Genomic DNA, 21,850 nt, shown 5'->3' on the forward strand with positions numbered 1-21,850 from the left:
GCCCCGCCTTGAGGGCATCAGCCCTGCGCGGCCGCCGTGAAGGCGTCCTTGACCTGTCCGGCGTCGCCGGCGGCGTTGATCGCACCAGTCAGTGCGGTCGACAGGGCGGCCGAGGCCGCCGTGTAGTCGGCGCCGAGGTCCGTCGTGCGACCCTGGGCGCTCTCGATCGACTCCGTCCACGGCGCCCAGATCGGGTCGGCCGCGATCTGGCCGTCACGCAGCGACTTGTTCGCGGCGAAGTAGCCGAGGGCGTCGGCGGTCTTGACCTGGTTGTCCTTGCCGACGAGGCAGTCGATGACCTTCGACGCGTTGGCGTAGTGCGCCGACGCGTCGTCCTTCTGCAGCGGCGCGAGGACGAACTCGCCGCCGGTCGGCGCGGGCGCAGCGCCGCCGTCCTGACCCGGCAGGGGCATGGCCACGGCCGTGAAGTCCGTCAGCTCGGAAGCGGCCTTGGCGAACCACGAGCCGTTCTCTGCGAACGCGTACTGGCCGGTGAGGAACAGGTCCCAGGACGCGGACTGGTTGTCAGTGAGGGCCGACTTGGGCGCGTAGCCCTTGCCGATCCAGTCGGACACGAGCTGCCCCGCCGCGATCGCCTTGTCCGAGCCCAGGTCGTTCAGGTCGGCACCTGCACCCCAGAACCAGGGCAGGAACTGGAACACGCCCTCCTCGCCAGTGATGCCCGAGAAGGTGATGCCGGAGTGGCCCTTCGCCGTGACCTTCGCCAGTGCGTCGTTCAGGGTCGCCCAGTCGGTGATGCTCGCCGGGTCGACGCCCGCGTCGGCGAGGATCTCCTTGTTGTAGTAGAGGCCGAGGGTGTTGGCGCCGATCGGGACGCCGTAGGACACGCCGTCGACCGTGCCGGGGCCGGCGAGGTTGGCGTCGAACCCGGAGGTGTCGATGCCGACCTCCTCAGCGGTGGCCAGCAGACCTGACGAGGCGGCGTCGGGCACGGCCGGGTTGTCCAGGATGACGACATCGGGAGCGTTGCCCTCCTTGACCGCGGACGTCAGGTTGTTCAGCAGGTCGGCCGTGGCGGCGGTCGTCCGGGTGATCGTCGTGCCCTCGGGAGCGCACGTCTGGAGGTACTTCGCCCAGTCCGAGCTGTCGTCGTTCTGCGGGTACGGGTCCCACACCTTGATGTCAGTGAGCGCATTGCCACTGCTCGAGGTGTCGGTCGAGCCGCCGCCGCCGCCGCTGCTGCACGCCGCGAGCGCGGCGACCATCGTCGCGGTGGCAGCCACGAAAGCGAGACGCTTCGTCGTTGTGGTCTTCAACACGGGTGTTCCTCTCCAAGTCCTGTTACCGGCGATCTCGCCGGCGACTGCGGGGGCGATGTCTTCGATCGGTAGGGGTGGCGGGTCGGCCGGACGCCGCTATCTCTCGCTGCGCGTGGTCGTCGAGTGCGTGTCGCAGTCGGCGCGTGAGCCACGCGGTGGGGCCTCGGTCATCGGGCGTCCTCCTTGACGGACCGGCGCATCACGTCCTTTGTGATGCAAGCGCTCGCGCGCTCATCAGGAGTCTCGGCGTCGAAGGCTCCGGTCGTCAAGCGAACCGGTTCGCCGTGATCGAATCGTTATACGCCGCGTACCCTTCGCCGGCTCGTCGTCGGGTCCCCGGCCGGCGGCTCACCATGTATCGGTGCAGGTCATTTGGCTCTTTCCGTTCAGCAGTCGTCTCGGAGGCGGGCTGTGCTGCTTCTGAGGATCCCCGGGCGCCTCCCTCGACCGCCGTGCCCTGTCGGGGACGAATGTCGGGTTGAGGCCCGCACACAGCGCACTCTCAGCGAACCGGTACGCCCCGCTCGGGCGGTGGAGCCGTCGGACGCCCGGGATCGTCCGCCCGAGCAACTTTCAGGTGCGGTCCGAAGCCGTCGCGTCGTCGACGGTCGCGCGGCACGGCTCAGAGGACACGGACGCTGCCCCGCTCGGTGATGCGAGGTGTCAGCAGCTCGTGCACGGCGCCCGAGTCGTCGGACGGAGAGGCGGCGATCCGCCGCATCAGCACAGCGACGGCGGCCTCCGCGACGCGGCCCGGGTCGGACTCGACCGACGTGTACGGCAGGGCGAGCGAGCGTCCCAGCTCAGCGGAGTGGAGGCTGACCACCGACACGTCGTCAGGCGCCGACAGCCCCGCCTCGTGCAGCGCGGCCGGCAGCAGTGCGGTCGCGGCGTCGTCGTGCACGAGCACAGCCGTGGCACGGCCGCGGTCGCGCAGGGCGCGCGCGAGCTCGTGCGGCACCTGCAACGGCTCGGTCGGGCAGTCGAACGCCACCATGCCCATGCCCAGCTCGTGCGCCGCGGCGAAGGCAGCGTCGCTGAATCGGCGCACGAATGCATGACCGGCCTCGAACATCGCAGGCGACCAGCGCGCGAACAGCACGTCGCGGTGCCCATGCTCGTGCAGGTAGGTCACCAGCCGTCGGGCCGCGGCGGCGAAGTCCAGGTCGACCGCGTCGACGCCCCGAGAGTCGCGCGGCATGCCGAGCAGCACCGCGGGCATGTTCCTCCCCTCGAGGAACGGCAGACGCGGGTCGTCGTCGATGATGTTGAGCAGGATCAGCCCGTCCACCTGGTGCGCGCTCGTCACGCGCTTGATGGCCGCGACCCCGTCCGCTTCCGTGAGGAGCTGGACGTCGTAGCCGAAGCCGCGCGCGACGTCGGAGACCGCGAACACGAACGGCGCGAGCGCGGGGCTGAACTCGAGCCCGTGCAGCTGGACGACGACCCCGATCACCATCGTCCGCGAGGTCGCCAACGCACGAGCGCCGGAGTTCACGGTGAAGTTCAGCTTCTCGATCGCCTGCTCGATCCGCGCCCGCGTGTCCGGCGTCACGAACTTGCGACCGGTCAGGACCGACGACACGGTGCTGCGGGACACGCCGGCCTCGCGTGCCACGTCGCCGATCGTCGCCATCTGCCTCTCCCTAGCCGTCGCGAACAGGGGCGACGAGCGGTCTTACCTTAGGGTGCCGTGCCGGGCCGCGTCGTCGCGCGACACCCGGTCCGCGTTGCCCGCCGTCAGACCGACCTGTCGCTCCGGCGCGGACACCACATCATCGACAACGAATGGCGTCATGGAGTCCTCTCGGCCTGGAGCGCATCGCGACGCGCCTCTTCGCGAGCGCCCTCGAGCAGCCGGTCGAGACGTCGCTTCGAATGGCGCCGCTGCATGAGGACGGCGACGACGATCAGTGCGATGCCGACGAGCAGGATCGCTTGCGGCCACGGCACCGCCACCGCCGTCGTCGCGGTGCTGATCGATGCGAGCCCGGGCGCCACGCCGCTCACGACGACCACCTCCGGGGCGACACGTGTCGAAACCGGTACCAGGACCGACGGCCAGACGTCGGCGATCGTCACCGAGAAGTGCCGACTGTCCCCCACGAGCAGCTCCTGTGGTTCGTCCTTGGGTGGGAACGCTCCTGTGTGACCACCGGCGGTGGCCTGTCCGGTCACCCGCAGCCGAGTGTTCCCGGTGTTGACGACGTCGAACTCGACGGTGAGGTCGCCAGGTGCGAACGGGTTCCACGAGGGGTGGTAGGAGGTCGTGAGGTTCTCCGTCTTCGCCCCCGGCACCAGGTCGCCGGTCACCCTGGTCATGACACGAAAGCCCACGCGGCTCTCGATGCCGACACTGGCGCCGCTGTTGCCGGTCGACGTCGACATGATCGACGCGGCAACTCCCGCAGCGTGATCGCCTGGCTCCGCGTTCGGCGGCACGGTGATCGTGAACGGCACGACGACGGTCTGACCGGCGGGCACCGTGACCGAGTCGGCGATGGCGATCCACGTGCCTGCGCCGGTCGACTTCGTGTCGGGCGGCAGGATGTTGAAGCGGCCGTTCGGGTTGAAGACTCCGTCTGCCGCGGCGAGGCCGAAGTCGACCTGATGATCGCTGAAGTTGCGCACCGCGAGATGCTCCACGGCGCTCGCCCCTGGGTCCAGGGTGTCCTCGATCCAGGGACGCCCGTCCGGGCCGGCCTCGTCGGCAGGTTGCACCGACCAGGTGACCGCCGAGTCGCTGTCATCCGCGGCGGCGGCAGGCACGGCGGTCGGCACGATCAGCTGCCACCCGAGGAATACAGCAGTCGCCGCCTGCGCAAGGGTGCGCAAGCGGCCGGACCGAACACGATGGGGAAACACGGTCTACCTCCTCAGCAGGTGCGGGACGGGACAGTGGGGCCCAGCGACCCCACCGCCCCGCCCGCGAACCGGCTACTCGAACAGCGAGAGCGTGAGCACCGACTTGTAGGTGCCGGCCGAGGTGTCCACGGGCACCTTCAGGAAGAGGTCGGCATTTGCGGTCCACGAGCCCGCGGTGGCCTGCGCCGTTGCGGAGTCGGGATTCGTCAGCGCGAGCAGCTCAGGGCCTGCCGCGCCTTCGAGGCCGACGTTGTTGGGACCGGGATCTAGGACGGTGTCGACCTGCGGGCCGGCGATGACGTCGTTGGTGGTGCCGGGATCGACCACGCTCGGCGTCCATCCCAGGTTGGCGGCGGAGATGTCGGGCTGGCCGCCGCCGCCGGCCGCGACGAAGTCGGACGCCTGGCCGAGAACGGCCCAGGCAGCGCCCGCCGGAATCGTGGTGCGGGTGTCGGTCACCGTGACCGACGGCAGGGTGCCGAAGAACTGACGCTGGGTCAGGTCGGACGACGTGCCCTCGGTCAGCGTCGTCGTGTTGGCAGCGACGGTCATCGCGAGAGTGCCGGGAACCGTCAACGGGTCGATCGTGACGTTGACGTCGACGTCGTCCGACCCCTGCTCTGAATCGGCGAAGGCTGCGCCCGCAACTCCCCCCAGCATCAGTACTCCGCTGACGGCCACCAGCGCGACTCGCGCCGCCATGGGATTGGTCCTCTTCATCGAGTTCTCCATTCGGTGGGCGGCGTCATCCGCCGCCCCATGTCTGGACCGGCCGTTGGGGCCGGTGTGGTGCCTTCGCGGTGGCCCGTGACCTGGCTGTCAGGGCACGGGCCACCGCGTCTGGATGGGCCCAGATCAGCCGCAGGTGGTGGCTGCGACCGGGGTCTGGATGGTGCTGGTACCGATCGCGGTCGCGGTGGTGGTCACCGTGGTCGCGGGAATGCTGGCCAGCCTGGTGGTCAGGGCCTTGCTGACGCTCGAGCCAGCAACCATCGACCCGAACGATGCGGTGCCGTACGGGGTCACCGTCGTCACCGTCGCGGAGCCCTGGTCCTGGTTGTTCGCCGTGACCGTCACGACGACCTTGCCCGCCACGCAGCGGGTGGCAGCCGTGACGACGACCTGAGGCCCGGGTGGAACCGGTGCGTGAAGCACCAGGTGGTCCAGGTTGAACCAGCCGTTGTCGCCGGCGTTCTTGACGATCGACACGCTGTTGGTACCGGCCGCCAGGTTCACGGTCACCGTCGAGACGGCCCACGTGTTCCAGTTGGTGGTCGGGGGCAGCGAGATCTGCTGCGACGAGCCGTTGGCGGTCAGCGTCGCCGTGCGGTTGGCATTCGCCGCGGGACCGTCGTGACCGGCTGCATAGCGCAGGTCCAGCGTGTAGGTGCCGGCCGATGCGACGGAGAACTTCTGCGTGACGCTGCGCCCCGACGCTGTCGTGTCGTAGCAGGCCACGAAGCCGCTGCCGGTGAACCCGGTGTGGTTCGTGGCGTAGCAGGCGCCACCGGCGAGCGTGCCGTCCTCAGCCTCGCAGTTCATCTCCGTCACGCACGTGCTGACGATGTCGACGGAGTTGCTGATCGTCTTCGGCGCACCGTCGACGACCAGGTTTGCGGTCCCGACCAGGCGGTAGGCCATCGTCGGGGCGGACGCGGGGAGAGCGACGTGGAACGTTGCGATCGTCGATTCACCCGGGGCCAGCTGGTCGACAGTGGGGCATGTGGCACCACCGCCAGCACACGTGATGACGATCCCCGCCGTCTTGGTGGGGTCGCTCGCGGTGATGCCGAGCGAGGTCGCCACCTGAGAGGCCGACACGCCACCGCTGTTGGTGATCGTCACGGGCACGTCGTACGCCTGCCCCGGAACGAGCGCGGCAGGCGCAGCGATGGACATCGTCTGCGGGCCGGCCCAGGACAGGTAGATGGAGGCAGCATCGTGGGTACCGAGGAAGTTCGCCGGCACCGTGACGGACCCGTCAGCGGCGACCGGCAGGTCCCCCGCGAACTGCACGACGGGCGCGTACAGGACGCCCTGGGGAATCCCGTACACGGTGGCGTGAACCATGCCGTTCCTCACCAGGTAGGGCGTCGAGTCCAGACCGGTGAACTTCACGTTCGCCGATCCGGTGAACGCGTTGATGTCTCCGAGCAAGGCGACCGCCTGCTGCTTGGTGTCGTCCTTGGCGGCCGAGATGGACATCGTGTCGACCTCGTTGGAGGTCTGCACCAGCGAACCGGTCATGTCCGCACCGGTCTTCTCCGCCCACCAGTTGCCCGTGGGCGCCCAGCCGGTCTGCGCGTTGGTCAGGAGACCGGTCAGGTTGGGGATCATGCAGCAGTTCCAGTTGCCGCGCATGGCCGTCGTGTAGCTCGACTGCGCCAGGCGGTTGACGTACCACGCGGTGTTGTCGGCCGTCTGGTGCCCGGCACCCTGGTACTCGTTGGACGACAACGGCCGCTGGCTGATCCCAGCCGCCGTCATGGCGTCGCGGATCGACTGCCCGACGACCACCGGGTCGTCGACGCCCTCCGGCACGCCGCCCTCGCCCTCGTTGTGGTTCGACACCCAGTCCGGCACCGTGTCAGCGGCCTTGACGTGCGCGAAGAACGACGTCCACTGCGACGCGCGACGCTGCGGCGTGTACGCGAACGACGGGCCGACGATGAGCTTGCCCGGTGCAACCTGGCGGAGCGTCGAGTAGGCGACGTCCCACATCTGGAAGTACTGCGGGGTGTTCACCCCGGGGGCCCAGAAGATCGACAGGTCCGGCTCGTTGAAGATGTCGTAGGAGAAGGTGATCCCCGATGCTTCGAGCTGCGTGACCGTCTGGGTGATGAACTGGACCCAGTTGGTGCAGTCGCCGTTGTTGCACGGCCACTGCGAGTTCGCGGGTGCGCCACCGGTCGAGCCCCACAGGTCACTGAGGATGACCTCGTAGTGGAAGCCGGCCGGGTTGCTCGAGGCCGCCTTGAGCCTCGTCGCCTGCGCGATGATCGAGTCGATCTCGGACTGGGTCTTCGGTCCGAGGGCGTAGTTGTCCCCTCTCCAGCCGCCCGCGAACCAACCACCCCCGCGGAACGAGTTGAGGTTGAGGGGCTTGACGTAGTCGTCGCTGGGCTGCGACCCGTCTTGGGTGATCCCGTACAGGAGGCCCTGCGCGACCCCGATCGACGGACCTGTGGTCGTGGCCAGATCGACCGAGAGCTCCTTGGTCGGCCCGGTTGCGGCTGAGCTCGACGTGGCAAAGCCCATCATGCTCAGGCCGACGGCGGCGGCCGCGGCACTCGCGATGGCCCAGCGGAGCCGTCCGCTTCGCGTGGCACTCATCGAACGATCACCGCCTTGTTCTTGTCCAGCTGTCGTTCTGCACACATGTCATGCTCCTTTGCACTTGTTTCTTCTGACGACCGGCGGAGAATTGACGTCAAAGCAATCCAACCGATCGAGCTCTCGTGCGGCCCGGCCGCTGAGGTGGCACAATCGCGCGACCCGCAATCGACCGGGCGGATCGCATATCGCCGCGATTCCGCGTTGCGCAGCGGCCTGGGAAACCGCCGCGAGCGGCGGAGGCCAGGACCACTCACCTGGGCCAGTGCCCCGTGTCGCTGGTGGCCGACGGATGGCCAGGCGGGTCGGCATGCCACGACCTGCGAGATGCGTCTTCACAGCGATTCCTCTCTGAACGTGTGAGGCCAGTCATATTCGGCTATCGAACCGGTTCGCTCGAGGGCGTCAAAAGAGGCCGCTTCTCGATCCCGGATTAGGCCGTACTGCCGCGATCCGTCAGCTCCGGCGCGATCAGGTTCAGGACCGGCGGCGCATATCCGGGATCGACGATTCGTCGAACCAGGTGCTCCACCGCTTCGCGACCCACCCGGTCGGGAGACGTCTCCACGGCCGTGTACGGCAGGAGGAAGGTGCGTCCGAAATCACGCGAGTAGAGGCTCACGACCGACAGGTCATCGGGCACCTGCACGTTCCTCTGACGGAGCACGGCCGGCAGCGCGGCGATCGACGCATCGTTGTGCACGATCAGCGCGGTCGCCTCGGGACGCTCGTCGAGAATCGCGTTGAGACTGCGTTCGATCGCAGGCTCCTGCGACTCGCCGTAGTAGGCGGAGACGTTGAGGTCGTAGCTTGCCGCCCGCTCTAGCGCAGCATCGCGGAAGCGCCACGCGTAGGCTCCGCCGCGTTCGAACACGTGTCGGGGCGGTGACACCAGAACGATGTCCCGGTGGCCGAGTCCATAGAGATGGTCGACCAGGAGCCAGGCCGAGGCGCGGAAGTCCAGGTCGAAGACGTCAAGCTCGGCCCAGTCGCGCGGCAGCCCGAGCAGAGCACCTGGTTGCGGCGCAGCGCGCAGAGCATCGAGGCGAGGGTCATCGTGGGCGACGTCGAGCAGGACCAGCCCGTCCACCATGTTCGAGGACGTCACGCGCCGAATGGCCGCCGGGCCGTCCACATCGGTCATCAGGAGGGTGTCGTAGCCGCTCGCGCGTGCCGCGTTGGTCACCGCCAGGATGTACTGCAGCATCGCGGGGGGAAACTCGTCCTCGTGGAACTGCAGGAGCAGGCCGATCACCATCGTCTGCGCAGTCTTGAGCGCTCGCGCACCGGCGTTGACCGTGAAGCCGAGCCGGAGGATCGCGTCGTCGATGCGTGCACGCGTCTCGCGAGAGATCGGGCGATTGCCCGACAGTGCGTACGAGACGGTGCTGCGAGAGACACCTGCCTCCCGCGCCACGTCATGGATCGTCGCCACGCCCGCGTGCCTTCCGATAGTCCGTCGAACCGGTTCGCCGTCGAACCGGTTCGATCAACCTAGCGTGTCCGGGTTTCGCCCGCAATGGCTCCGATCGTCCGAGTTTCGGACGCCTCCGCCCGGCCGCTCCAGCCGTGCGGTCGACGAGGCAGCGGCGGTTGGCGGCCTCGCTCCTGCGGGCCTGCACGAAGCGGACGACCATGCTGGATCCTCGGTGCTCGGACCGCCTGGCCGGCGGGGCGTCGCAGCTCGGCAGGACCCTGGTGGCCCGCAGACAATGTCGCATTGTCGACGTCGATCTCGAGTTCAGCGCATTCATTGTCGGCGGTCGAGATCGTGATCGCCCGGTCCCTGGAAATCCGGCCGGAACTCGCCACCACATGCCTCGGGGTGTTGCGACGACGCACGACTTCTTCCCTGTCCGGCGAGGACCGGCCCGACGCCGTCACCAAGGGCGCGCTCAGCGGTCGACGCGGGCGCCGCCGCCGCCTGCGAGCTTGAGCACCTCCGCCTTCGAGGCCATGGTGGTGTCGCCTGGGGTGGTCATCGCCAGGGCGCCGTGCGCTGCGCCGTACTCGACGGCGGTGTGCAGGCTCTGGCCGTCCAGCAGGCCGTAGACGAGTCCCGACGCGAAGGAGTCACCGCCGCCGACGCGGTCGAGGATCTCCAGGCCGGCGCGCCGCGTGGCTTCCACGAAGCCCGTCTCCGGAGACCAGGCGATCGCTCCCCAGTCGTTGACCGTCGCGGTGCGGACCGTGCGTAGCGTCGTCGCGATGACCTGGAAGTTCGGGAACTCGCCCGCGACACGGTCGATCATCGAGGCGAACGAGTCGACGTCGATCGCCGAGATGTTCTCGTCGACGCCTTCGACCTCGAAGCCCAGGGCCGCGGTGAAGTCCTCCTCGTTGCCGATCATCACGTCGACCTGGCGGGCGATCTCCCGGTTGACCTCCTGGGCCCGCTCCGGGCCGCCGATCGCCTTCCAGAGGCTCGGGCGGTAGTTCAGGTCGTAGGAGACGACGGTGCCGTGCCGCTTGGCAGCGGTCACCGCGGCGATCACGGTCCGGGCTGCGGTCTCGGAGAGGGCGGCGTAGATGCCGCCGGTGTGCAGCCAGCGCACGCCGAGCTCGCCGAACAGGTGGTCCCAGTCGACGTCTTGGGGGCCGAGCTGGCTCGCGGCCGTGTTCCCACGGTCGGACACACCGACCGCGCCGCGCACGCCGAAGCCGCGCTCGGTGAAGTTGAGCCCGTTGCGGACCGTGCGGCCGATGCCGTCGTAGGGCATCCACCGGATCAACGACGTGTCGACGCCGCCCTGCAGGATGAAGTCCTCCACGAGGCGCCCGACCTCGTTGTCCGCCAGCGCCGTCACCACCGCGGTGCGCAGTCCGAAGGCGCGACGAAGGCCCCGCGCGACGTTGTACTCGCCACCGCCCTCCCACGCGCGGAACTGGCGGGCGGTGCGGATCCGGCCCTCGCCCGGGTCTAGCCGGAGCATGACTTCGCCGAGCGAGACGGCGTCGTAGCGGACGTCGGCCGCAGCACGCAGGTCCAGGGGCATGGTGACTTCTCCTCGATCGATCGGTTGAACAGCTGGTTCAGGGACGAAGGCGGGCAGCGTCGCAGGGCACGGCGAGATGGTCCTCGAGTGCCCACGATGGCAGGTCGGCGCGCACCTCCTCGACCCGTGGCTGCGGTCCGAGCAGCGACGGCTCAGAGCCCGTCGAGCTCTGGGCCACCGGGACACGCAGATGCCGCGTGCCGCCGGTCGGGGCGGCACGCGGCATCCCACGTGCTACTTACGGAAGGTGAACAGCGCGCTGTGCGTCGTCCCGTCGTCGAGCCGCAACGAGAAGGTGGCGCACTTTCCGGCCCAGGACTTGTCCGTCTTCCAGACGTAGACGTACTGGTCCGAGGTGGGGTCGTACTGGAGACCGCTGGCCCCGGCTGTGACGGTCTCCTCGATCGCGTCGATCGTCGCCGTGGGAGAGCACGATCCGAACGAGACCGTCGGCGAACCTGCCGCCACGACGCCGGTGCCCTGGTCGCCGTGGAGGCTGAACTTCATCGGGACCGCGCTGCCGGCCTTGACCGAGTTCACGACGCCTCCCATGTCGACCGGGGCCGCGAAGCCGTCCCAGTCGTAGACGACCGAGTAGCTGCAGCTCACGCCGACGGACGCATTGCCTGCGTTGTCGACAGCCGTCGCCTCAGGGGCTTCTGCGGTCTTGGTGCCCACGCTGGACGTGTCCAGCGTGAGGGAACCGCTCGACGGTGTCGCCAGGCCCGAGCCGTGCTCTTCCTCGGTAGCGGTCCACGAAGCGGTCGCTGATGCCCCGAGGAGCACCGGGCTGCTCGGGCATTCCAGTGCCACCACCGGTGCGGTGACGTCGAGCGGCGACGCCCAGTCGGACCGGGAGCTCTCACCGACGATGTTGACTGCCGATACCGAGAATCGCGCACCGTCGCCGGGCCAGCCGGCAATCGTCGCCGATGTCACCCCTGGCCCGGTCGTTGCCACCGGGTTCGACACGCCGTCCTGGTAGACGCGGTATCCGCTGATGGGACTCCCACCGTCGCTGGGCGCCGCCCACGAGACCGTGACGCCGGTCGGCGTCGCGATGACCTGGGGAGTGCTCGGCGCCTGAGGAACGCTCGCGGCCCGGAGGCTGAACGAGTCGAACACGTTGATCGCCGACTGCGTCGCGTCGTGCGAGGTGGAGAACATGCCGGCATCCTGCGTCTGCGCCGCCGAGGCGAGAGTGACCGGCGACCCGATCTGTGCGTAGCTGGTCCCGTCCAGCGAGTAGGACGCTGTGTAGACCTTTCCGAGGCGCGTCAGCTTCACCCACACCGGCCGATAGCTGTCGACCTTCGCGTTGGCGCTGCTGTCGAGGTAGCCGTCGCCGTTCGCGTCCCACTCGAAGTCGACCCCGTTGCGAGTCGTGACGGCGACCACCGCATACCCGCCTGCCGAGCCGGCCGACGAGATGCTGTTGCGGACCATGACGCCCGACTTTCCCCACGCGTTCGCATCGTTCACCGAGACGACCCGGGCAGCGACGCTGGCATCGGGCGTGAAGGACGCTGCTCGGTAGATGGAGCCGTACTGGTCGTCATGCTGGCCCCCGCCACCCCAGACGTCCGCACCCTTCGCCGCGATCCCGAAGCCGGAGCCGGACTGTCCGAAGACCGACGTGATCGCTGAGGAGTAGGTCGAGAAGGCCGGGTCGACCGGGGCCGTCGTCGGGCACTGGCTCAGCCCGACGAGGTTGGCGTTCAGCGGCGTCCGGTACTGCGGCGCGACGCCGGCGTCGCACATCACGGCCAGGGCGGCCGCCGGCCAGTTGGCGCCGGTCACCTTGACGTTGTTGATGAGCAGGTTGCGGTGCGCCGCCGCGTTCGGTGTCGACGCGCCGCCAGAGTTGTACCAGTTGTTCTGCAGCACGTTGTCGCTGGTGTTGTTGCGCAGGCTGTAGCCGTTGGTGAACGCCCACGCACCGCCGCCCTGCAAGACGTTGTTCTCGTACGTGAGGTATCGGGAACCCTCGTCGGCGTACAACGCCACACCGGAGATGTTGAACAGGTAGTTCTTGTCGATGACGGTCCCGGGGCTGGCCGACAGGTTGTAGACCGTGCCGCCGTCGGCGAAGCGACCCTTGGTGTTGTGCACCAGGTTCGCCTCGACGCGGTTGTCCTTCAGGGTCGTGGGCGTCGTGTAGAGCGGGTTCCACTTGTAGTACCCGCGGTCGACGTAGTCGTTCGACCCGCCGGCGTCGTTGATGCCCCAGCCGAAGCCGGTGTCGATGCCGTCGTAGGGCACGTTCTGCACCTCGTTGTGCAGGATCTGGGCCCGCGTCACATAGGTGCTGAGGATGCCGCCGTTGTCCTTGTAGTCGACCGAGACGCGATCAACGGTGTTGTCGCGGATCAGGATGTCCTGGTTGGTCATGCGGGGATCGCTCGGGTGGTGGGCGTCCGGCAGGACCCCTCCCACGGCGATGCCGTGCCCGGCGGCCTCGGTGAACCGGTTGCCGATCACCTGCACGTTGCTCGCCCCGAGGCCCACCCCGGTGACCGTCGCGTTAGCGTCGTTGCCGATGCCCAGGGCGGACTGGCCGAGCGCGGTGAACGTGTTGCCCGTGAACGTGATCCGGTTCGCGGCCGAGACCTGCACCGCGGCGGGCTCCTGGTGCCAGGTCGTGCGGGCACGCTCGAACATCTCGCACCCGCGTGCGCAGCTCGTGAACGCATCGCTCGGACGGTAGGAGTAGCTACCGCTCAGGAACGTGCCGTTCTGCTGGTCGGCGTAGCCCTCGGCCGAGGACGGCCCGAGCCACGAGGTGCCCGAGAACTGGATGCCGGTGAAGGCCAGGCCCGAGATCGGCGCGTCGTAGGTTCCGCCGATGTTCAGCAGCGACTGCAGCCGAGGCAGCTCCACGTCCAGGTCGTTGGGGTCGACACCGCTCACGGGCTTGTAGTAGAGCTTGCCTGCGCCGGGGCTGATGTACCACTGCCCGGGATCGGTCAGGAAGCGGAGCGAGTTCTCGAGGTACCAGGTCGGCGCGGCGAGCAACGAGCTCTGGTTCGTGTCCCAGCCCCAGGTGTTGTTGTCCCAGCCCGGCTGCTTCATCGTGATGGTGCTGCCACTGATGCTCTGAACCTGCGAGTACCGGTCGGTGAAGTCGCCCATCGACTCGAACTCGATCCGGCCCTGGTCGGGAAGCGTCGCGAGGTCGTTGAGCGCAGCGTTCTTGATCGTGATGCCGGTGGCTGTGAGCGCGATGTCGGAGCCCGTCACCTTGATGCCGGCCCGAGGCGCGATGACCCCGTTGACGAAGAGCTGACGGGTGTCGAGGCCGGCCGGCGTCGTTGCCTCCCAGATGCCGGCGCCGGCGGTCGACCTCTGCCAGCCGGAGACCGCGCTCGCGCCCGTGATCACGGGATGCGCGCCCGGAGCGGCGCTCCACTGGACCGTGTGGTCGCCGCCCCCGTCAGCGGCATCGAACCGCAGCGGGGATCCGATGCGGTAGATGCCGTCGGCGAGCTGAACCGTGATGTCGCCGTCTTTCGGCGCTCCGTGGACGACGGCCTGGGCCTGTTCGATCGAGCAGGGGTCGGCCTGCGTGCAGGACGCTGACGAGCCGCCGTCGGGTGCGGCGTAGAACGTCGTGGGTGACGCTGCCTGCGCACTCGTCGCGGTCAACGCGGAGGCGACGACGGCGACGGCGACGGCGCTGATGGTTGCGGCCGACGAGCGCGCTATGCGCCGCCGACCTCGGGTAGTTGGCTGGAGAACTGACGTCGATGTCATGTGATCTTCCCGCTTCGCGAAGGCGACGATGCCTGACGTCGAAGGTTTATCACATGTATGACGTATGACGACACTGGGTGTCCGCAATGTGACCGTGCTGGGTTCCGAACGCTGCAACCGTGAGACCACGCCGAAGGCCCCGCGTGCACCGGGGCCGTCGCGCCCTCCGCACGGGGGCGGAAGTACCGCGGTCAGCGTGCCTGCGGCGCGCGTACCCGCAGATTGCTCACGCCCCCGTCGACCTCGAGCGCGGTACCCGTGGTGGAGCCGGAGAGCGGGCTCGCCAGGTAGGCGATCGCGTGAGCGACCTCCTCCACGGTCACCATCCGACCGATGGCCTGCCTCGCCTCCAGCGCCGCCCGCTCGGCAACGGGATCCTCGAAGTTCATGAGCATCCCGCTGACGAACGGCGTGTCGACGGTCCCGGGACTGACGCAGTTGACCCGGATTCCTTCGCGCACATGATCGGTCGCCATCGCGAGGGTGAGCGCAAGCACCGCACCCTTGGAGGCGCTGTAGACAGCGCGCTGCGGCAGGCCGTTGAGCGCCGCGATGGACGCCAGGTTGACGACGGCGGCCGAGCGCGACGCGCGAAGCAGAGGCAGGGCGGCTGCAGTCACGCGCGCCATCCCGATCACGTTGACGTCCAGGACCCGCGCCCACTCGGCGTCGTCGTTGTCCTCGACGGTGCCGACCGCGCTGATCCCGGCGTTGTTGACCAGGACGTCCAGGGCGCCCAGCTCGACGTCGATCGTCCGGACCGCGGCGTGGATCGACTCCCTGCTCGTCACGTCGCACACGACGCCGACGATCCCCGCAGGCAGGCCGTGCGGGGCGATGTCGAGCACGACCACTCGCGCGCCACGTTCCGCCAGGAGAGTCGCCGTCGCGAGCCCGATACCTGATGCTCCGCCGGTGACTGCTGCGACGAGCCCCCCGAACTCAGCCATTGCCGGACCTCCTAGGCCTGGGCGAAGGTCTGCCGGGCGCGGCCGAGGTGATCGATCTCCAGCTCGACGACGTCGCCGGCTCGAAGGTAGGGGTGGTCGGGCAGGCCGAGCGCGACGCCCCCCGGCGTTCCCGTGTTGATGAGGTCCCCGGGGTGGAGCACCATGAACTGGCTGAGGTACCAGATCAGGTGATCGACGCCGAAGATCATGCGTGCGGTGGTGCCGTTCTGCCGCTGGGTCCCGTTGACCCACAGGCGCAGACCGAGGTCCTGGGGGTCGACAATCTCGTCAGCCGTGACGAGGTAGGGGCCGAGCGGGTTGAAGGTCTCACAGCTCTTGCCCTTGTCCCACTGTCCGCCGCGCTCGAGCTGGAACTCGCGCTCCGAGACGTCGTGCGAGAGGACGAAGCCGGCAACATGCGTGCGCGCCTCTGCCGGGGACTCGAGATAGCGAGCCGTAGCGCCGATCACCACGCCCAGCTCGACCTCCCAGTCCGTCTTCACGGAGCGCCGCGGGATGTACACCGTGTCGTACGGGCCGACGACGGTCGACGGATCCTTCATGAAGACGACGGGCTCTGCGGGGACGTCCGCGTGCGACTCCTGCGCGTGGTCGCGGTAGTTGAGCCCGACGCACACGATCTTGCCGGGCGGGCCTATGGGTGCGCCCACCCGCAGCGACTCGGCGTCGACCAGCTCAGGCAAGCTGCCCGACGCCAGTGCCTCGCGGGCTCTCTGCGCACCTTGCGACGACAGGAAGGCGCCGTCGACGTCCTCGGTGATCGTGCGGAGGTCGTAGCTGACACCCTCGACCTCGACGACAGGAATCTCTCCGCCTGGACGGCCGAGCCGGGCGATCCTCATCCACACGTCCGTTCTGCTCGCGACTCAGCTCCTGGACGCCGGCGACGTCTCCACATCGCGGGCAACCCGCTCATCGTCCGAGCCAGCCGCCGTCGACCGGGAGGGTGACGCCGTCGATGTAGTCCGATGCGGAGGACGCGAGGAACACGACCGCTCCCCCGAGGTCGCTGGCCTTGCCCCACCGGCCGGCGGGAATGCGCTCGAGGATCGCTGTCGAGCGCGCCGGGTCGTCCTGCAGGGCTTGGGTGTTGTCGGTCGCGATGTAGCCGGGTGCGATCGCGTTGACGTTGACCCCGCGTGGCGCCCACTCGTTCGCCAGCGCCTTGGTCAGCCCGGCGACCGCAGACTTCGAGGCGGTGTAGCCGGGGACGTTGATCCCGCCCTGGTAGCTCAGCAGGCTCGCGGTGAAGATGATCTTCCCGGCGCCGCGCTCCAGCATCGGGCGCGCGATCAGCTGAGTCAGCACGAAGTGGCTCGTCAGGTTGACCTCCAGGACGCGGTCCCACCAGTCCAGGGGATGCTGGGCGGCCGGCATCCGGGCGATCGTGCCCGCATTGTTGACGAGGATGTCGGGCGCTCGCTCGGCGAGCTCTTCCCCGAGCTTGGTGACCCCGTCGCGATCGGCGAAGTCCACGGCGTAGCTCTGGAACGAGCGCCCGTGCGACTCGACCGCCCCCGCCACGGCACTTCCCTCGCGCTCGAGAGTGGCGCTCACTCCAATGATGTCGGCACCCGCGGCGGCGAGCGCTTCCGCGAAGGCGAACCCGATGCCGCGCTTGGCGCCTGTGACGACGGCGAGCCGTCCGGTCAGGTCGAACGGGTTCACTTGGCGCCCTCCTCGGCGGCGACGTCCACCAGGATCTTCATGGCCAGTCCGCGCTCGAGGTCGTCGAATGCGGCCCGCACAGCGGTCAGCGGCACGACCTGTGAGATGAGCAGCTCGCTGGGCACGACCCCGTCGGCCAGCAGGGAGCTCGCTGTCTCGAAGTCGGACCGTTCGTAGACGCGGGCACCCAGGATGCGCAGCTCGCGCCAGAAGACCTGCCGGAGGTCCACCTCTCTGGGGACTGCGTGAATCGCGACGACGACGATCGTCCCTCGGACCTTGGCCAGCCCGGTGGCGGCAGCGACCGCAGCCGCAGCGCCGGAGACCTCGAAGACCACGTCGGCTCCTGCACCGTCGGTCCACCCGGCCACCCAGGCGGCCTGATCGGTCGAGCCCGGGTCGAGGGCGATGTGACCGAGCTGTTCGATCTGCGCACGACGGTGGGGATCGGGCTCGACGATCGCGACGACCGCGCCGACGTGCCGCGCGACGGTCGCGATCAGTACCCCGATCGGCCCGCCCCCCAGCACGACCACGTGGTCGCCGGGCGCGACCTCACCGCGGCGTACGTCGTGGACGGCGACGGCGGTGGGCTCGACCAGCGCCGCGACGTCCAGGGCCAGGCCTGCGGGGAGCGCGACGAGCGTCTGGGCCGGCACGTTCCACAGGGTCTGCAATGCACCCGGGGAGTCGATCCCGATGAACTCCAGGTTCTGGCAGATGTGCTGGTGACCGGCCTGGCACGCCGGGCAGGTCCCGTCCCAGGCGAGCGGCATGACCGTCACGGCGTCCCCCGTCGACCAGCCGTCGACGCCCTCGCCTACCCTCTCGATCGTCCCGCTCATCTCGTGACCGAAGATCAGCGGTGTGGTCACGCGGGCGTCCATGGCCCCGTGGACGATGTGCAGGTCCGTCCCGCACAACCCGACGAAGGCCACGCGGACCTGCACGTGCCCGCTGGGCGGTGGCACGGGCTCGGACACGAGGACCTCGACCGCCCCGTTCCCTGTATATGCAGCACTGCGCACAGCGCGTCTCCTTCGGTGTCGGCCGGCGACCGTCGTTGGTCACGATCCGGTTTCGGACTCTACCGGAGGATTGGGGAAACGTCATATGTATGATCTACTCCATTTCGTCGCTCTGTCGAACGGCCGTCTTCAGCTGACCAATCGAACAGGGCGCGGCTTGCGAGCACGCCGTTCCGGAGCCGGTCGGCGATGCGTAGTAGCTGGTGGTCGCAGCCCGGGCCGACCTGATACCCATCGCTGAGTTTGTGGAGTCCGCAGCACGCGGCCCAACGGCTGAGGCGCCGGGAGCTGGCGGTCCCACTGCTCTCGAAGCGATGAGCGTCCTTCTGGACGCAGCCGAGCACCTTGGCGCGCGGCGGCCTGTCGGTGTTGACGTGGCGTTCGCGTCCATCGACCTTGCCGGGGCCCCGCGCGGAGATGGAGCAGGTCAGGACCTTGCGCAACGGATACCCGGCAACAGGTCGAGTCGGCACGATGTCCGACAAATGGCCGATGGCCACGTCAGGCTCCTGTCTCCAGGATCCCGGCGTGGCCTCTGACCAGCACTTTCGGTGGATTCTATCCCTGCCCCCCTGAATAACGCCCCGCCGAGTGCGACGTCGGCGCGGTTGCCGCTGAGCTGTTCTGTGAACGCCCGCCACGTCGGGCCACCTCGCAGCCTGGACAGGTCGACCGCTCGAGGTCCCCGCAGCTGACAGCGCCAGCCGACGGTGCCACGTGCCGGAGGGCCGGTCCCGCGATCGTCGAGACCGGCCCGACACGGCTCGTGCTGTGGCAAGGCCCGGAACTACTTCACGGCCCCCATGGTCAATCCTGTCCGCAGCAGACGGAAGCTCGCGACGTAGACGAAGAACACCGGCACGGCCGAGACAACCGCGAAGGCCATCATCGCTGGCCAGTCGACGCCGTACGCGCCCGACTGCACGGCGATGAGCGCGCTGAGCGGGTACTTGTCTGGGGTGAGCATGAACGTGATGCCGTAGAGAAACTCGCCCCACGTCACGAGGAACACGATCGCCGCGACCGTCAGCACGCCGTTTCGTGCGAGCGGTAGGGCAACCGAGCGGAATGAGCGCATCACTGCTGCGCCGTCGATGCGGGCGGCCTCCTCGATCGAGACGGGGATCGCCCCGAAGAAAGGGCGCAGCAGCAGGATCGCCCACGGGAGGAACAGCGCCGCGTCCGCGAGCACGAGGCCCCGTGTGGTGTCGATCAGGCCCCAGCTCGACAGGAGCCAGAACAGGGGGATGAGGTTGGCGGTTTGCGGCACCATCTGCAGGACGACCAGGACTGCGAGCGCTGGGACGACGAGCCGGGCACGCACGCGGGCGAGCGCGTATGCCGCCGGAACAGCGAACACGAGGCAGAGCACGGTCGTGCCGACCGAGACGATCACCGACTGCCGGAGCGAGTCGAGCAGGGCTGGGTCAGCGAGTGCCGCGCGGTAGGCGTCGAGGTTCGGGCGGAACACGATTGAGGCCTGGGAGGACAGCACGTCACCTTGGCTCTTGAGTGAGGTGAGCACGATCCACAGCAGCGGGAGTCCGTACAGGACGTAGAGCGCGGTCCGGATGCTGAAGGCGACCGGTTCGCGTCGGTGCCGGGTCATCGTCAGTCCTCCTCGTTGTGGCGTACATCACGGGCATAGACGAGGGCGAGCACGAGCACGACCACCAGAGCGATGAGCGCTGTGGCAGCTCCCTGCCCGTAGTTGAGCTCGACGAACGCGTGGACGTAGGCGAGGTACGGCAGCGTCGTGGAGGAGGTACCGGGCCCGCCGGCTGTCATCACGTAGATGAAGTCGAAGCTGCGGAAGGCATAGACCACGGTCAGCACGGAGAGAACGGTGGCGGCGGGCCGTACGGAGGGGGTCAGCACGTAGCGGATGCGCTGCCATGGGCCCGCGCCGTCGATCTCTGCTGCCTCCAAGACCTGCGGGTCGACGCTGAGCAGAGATGCCCGAAGGATCAGTGCGTTGAACGGCACAACCGCCCACGCGTTGACGAGGGCCACGGACCAGAGCGCCAGGTGCCGGTCGTACAGGAAGCCGATGCTCGTCGTCCCACCGAGCGCCTGGAACGCCCCGTTGAGAAGTCCCTTGTCCGCGAGCAGGAACTTCCAGATGGACCCATTGACCACGGGCGGGAGCGCCCACACGAAGACCATCATTCCGAGCAGGAACGAGCCGCCTCGTGTCGAGGACGACATGGAGACCGCGACCACGTAGCCGCCGACCATGCCGATAACGGTGACTACCAGCACGAACGCGAGAGTGTTCAGTACAACGCCCGTGAGCTCGGGGTCGTGCAGCACTGAGGTGAAGTTGCCGAGCCCGATGTACGCCCACGGGTCGTTCAACGTCGCGGCTGTGACGTCGTGCACGCTCATCACGCCGAGCTGCACCAGGGGCCAGATCGCTATCGCGAGCAGCAGCGCGGCGGCCGGCAAGGCGAATGCCAGCCGGCGGTCGCGCCTGCCGGCGGACCCCCTCGTCGGGACGGCGTGTCCCGACGAGGGGGGCCTCTGCGCGAACCCCCGAGAGGAGGTGGAGGAGGCCTTCGAGAGCGCGCGCATCTGCATCGAGCCGTCAGTCCTTCATGAGCGGGACGAGCTGAACCATGAGCTCGTCGGCGAGTTCGTCAGGGGTTCCCTGACCGGCCACGGCCTTGCTCCAGTAGTCACCGACCAACGTCTCGACAGCGTTGACGTTCTTCGACGGCACCTGAGGGCTCGGTGAGGGCCGGCCCTGCTTCTGCACGATGTCCACGAACGTGCTCAGCAACGGGTCGTCGCTGATCGTCGACGACGAGGCCGCGTCGGCCCGTGCGGGAATGGAGCCGAAGGATTCGAGCAGGGTGAGCTCTCCGTCGACCGAGAAGAACGAGTCTTCGAGGAACTCCTCGGCGAGATCCTTGTGCTCTGAGAAGGCACCGACGTTCTGGACTTCACCACCCAGCAGAACTCCACCGTCCGAGGTGAGGGGGAGCTCGGCGACGCCGTAGTTGAACTTGGCCTCCGCGGCGGCGCCGATCTGCCAGTTGCCGTTGGCCGCGAAGACCGAGTCACCGGCGGCGAACACCTGGAAGGGGACCGCCTGGTCCCACGTGGACGCCTCCTTGGACAGGTAGCCCTTGGCAGTCCAGTCCTGGAGCATCGAGTATGTCTGCGCCATAGGTGCGGCCTGCGGGTCCCCGTAGGAGAACCCGTCGGACGTGAACCATGGGAAGCCCTGCCACTGGCTCTCGAGCCCGGGCTTACCGGTCAGCGTGATCCCCTGCTTGCCCGCCGCCACGGCCGCGGCCATGGTGTCCTCCATCTCGGAGATCGTCGTGGGCACGCTGGCGCCGAGCTGGTCCAGCAGATCCTGGTTGTACCAGAGGCCGAGCAGGTTCACGTAGCCCTGCACCCCATAGAGCTGGTCGTCGACGCGCTGCATCACGCCTTCGGGGAACTGGTCCTTGTCGGAGAATTCGTCCCACCAGCTGTCCATCGGCTCGATCGCACCAGCCTGGGCTAGCGAATACGTGCCGGACGCCCCGAAGACGAGGACGTCGGGACCCTTCCCGGCGCCGGCGGCCGTGACCGCCTTGGTCGTCATCTGCTCCACAGGCACGTACTCGAACTCGACGGTCACGTTCGGGTGGTCCGCCTCGAACGCATCGGCGAGCTCCTGCAGGCCTGCCACCTGGCCGTCGGTGTTGTAGTAGTGCCACACCGTCAGCGTGACCTTCTCCGCGCTGCTGGCGCTGCTGGACGACCCGGCGTCGGAGCCGCCGCCCGACGAGCACGCCGACAGCGCGAGCGCGATCCCTGCGAGCGCGAGGAGCGCCCCGGATCGACGTTGGTTCCTCATGAGCAAATCCGCCTCTCGTTGTCTTCGTTGACCGGGCATCTGCTGGACGCTGGCGAACTTGATCGGACGCCATTTCATCGCTGAACCATTCGCCCTGGACCGA

General features: G+C 68.5%; 16 protein-coding genes. All 16 read right to left on the reverse strand.

Annotated features, from left to right (window positions below):
• Positions 1–17 precede the first annotated feature (17 nt).
• Entirely contained in the window at positions 18–1,280 is a 1,263-nt protein-coding gene (locus AC1DZC_RS07660) for a sugar ABC transporter substrate-binding protein (RefSeq protein ID WP_477042808.1), read from the reverse strand.
• Positions 1,281–1,902: 622 nt separating this feature from the next.
• Complete coding sequence (locus AC1DZC_RS07665) at positions 1,903–2,943, reverse strand: LacI family DNA-binding transcriptional regulator (protein ID WP_477038100.1); 1,041 nt, start codon at positions 2,941–2,943, stop codon at positions 1,903–1,905.
• Between the two features lie 131 nt (positions 2,944–3,074).
• On the reverse strand, positions 3,075–4,115 hold the full coding sequence (locus tag AC1DZC_RS07670) for a hypothetical protein (protein ID WP_477042809.1): 1,041 nt from the start codon (positions 4,113–4,115) through the stop codon (positions 3,075–3,077).
• Between the two features lie 102 nt (positions 4,116–4,217).
• The gene (locus tag AC1DZC_RS07675; protein WP_477042810.1) at positions 4,218–4,865 is read right to left on the reverse strand and encodes a hypothetical protein; all 648 of its coding nucleotides are present in this window, start codon (positions 4,863–4,865) and stop codon (positions 4,218–4,220) included.
• Positions 4,866–5,000: 135 nt separating this feature from the next.
• A complete protein-coding gene (locus tag AC1DZC_RS07680) occupies positions 5,001–7,478 on the reverse strand; it encodes a CBM35 domain-containing protein (protein WP_477042811.1) in 2,478 nt (825 codons plus the stop codon).
• Between the two features lie 433 nt (positions 7,479–7,911).
• A complete protein-coding gene (locus tag AC1DZC_RS07685; RefSeq protein ID WP_477042812.1) occupies positions 7,912–8,913 on the reverse strand; it encodes a LacI family DNA-binding transcriptional regulator in 1,002 nt (333 codons plus the stop codon).
• 460 nt (positions 8,914–9,373) lie between these two features.
• Positions 9,374–10,474: a sugar kinase gene (locus AC1DZC_RS07690; RefSeq protein ID WP_477042813.1), complete on the reverse strand. Its 1,101-nt coding sequence runs from the start codon at positions 10,472–10,474 to the stop codon at positions 9,374–9,376.
• Positions 10,475–10,708: 234 nt separating this feature from the next.
• The gene (locus AC1DZC_RS07695; RefSeq protein WP_477042814.1) at positions 10,709–14,227 is read right to left on the reverse strand and encodes a PxKF domain-containing protein; all 3,519 of its coding nucleotides are present in this window, start codon (positions 14,225–14,227) and stop codon (positions 10,709–10,711) included.
• Positions 14,228–14,418: 191 nt separating this feature from the next.
• Entirely contained in the window at positions 14,419–15,177 is a 759-nt protein-coding gene (locus AC1DZC_RS07700; protein WP_477042815.1) for an SDR family NAD(P)-dependent oxidoreductase, read from the reverse strand.
• Between the two features lie 11 nt (positions 15,178–15,188).
• The gene (locus AC1DZC_RS07705) at positions 15,189–16,040 is read right to left on the reverse strand and encodes a fumarylacetoacetate hydrolase family protein (RefSeq protein ID WP_477042816.1); all 852 of its coding nucleotides are present in this window, start codon (positions 16,038–16,040) and stop codon (positions 15,189–15,191) included.
• Positions 16,041–16,110: 70 nt separating this feature from the next.
• Entirely contained in the window at positions 16,111–16,866 is a 756-nt protein-coding gene (locus AC1DZC_RS07710; protein WP_477042817.1) for an SDR family oxidoreductase, read from the reverse strand.
• Positions 16,863–17,894 (reverse strand): zinc-dependent alcohol dehydrogenase, encoded by a 1,032-nt coding sequence (locus AC1DZC_RS07715; RefSeq protein WP_477042818.1) that lies wholly within the window; start codon positions 17,892–17,894, stop codon positions 16,863–16,865. Before AC1DZC_RS07715 ends, AC1DZC_RS07710 begins: the two co-directional genes overlap by 4 nt.
• A 59-nt stretch (positions 17,895–17,953) precedes the next feature.
• Entirely contained in the window at positions 17,954–18,394 is a 441-nt protein-coding gene (locus AC1DZC_RS07720) for a hypothetical protein (RefSeq protein ID WP_477042819.1), read from the reverse strand.
• 287 nt (positions 18,395–18,681) lie between these two features.
• Positions 18,682–19,503, reverse strand: a complete 822-nt coding sequence (locus tag AC1DZC_RS07725) for a carbohydrate ABC transporter permease (protein ID WP_477038082.1) — start codon at positions 19,501–19,503, stop codon at positions 18,682–18,684.
• A gap of 2 nt (positions 19,504–19,505) precedes the next feature.
• Positions 19,506–20,342 carry a carbohydrate ABC transporter permease gene (locus AC1DZC_RS07730; RefSeq protein ID WP_477042820.1) on the reverse strand — a complete coding sequence of 279 codons (837 nt, stop codon included), beginning with the start codon at positions 20,340–20,342 and terminating at the stop codon, positions 19,506–19,508.
• A gap of 139 nt (positions 20,343–20,481) precedes the next feature.
• Positions 20,482–21,747, reverse strand: a complete 1,266-nt coding sequence (locus AC1DZC_RS07735; protein ID WP_477042821.1) for a sugar ABC transporter substrate-binding protein — start codon at positions 21,745–21,747, stop codon at positions 20,482–20,484.
• Positions 21,748–21,850: the final 103 nt, after the last annotated feature.

The sequence above is a fragment of the Cellulomonas sp. P2_B4 genome (assembly GCF_056404795.1).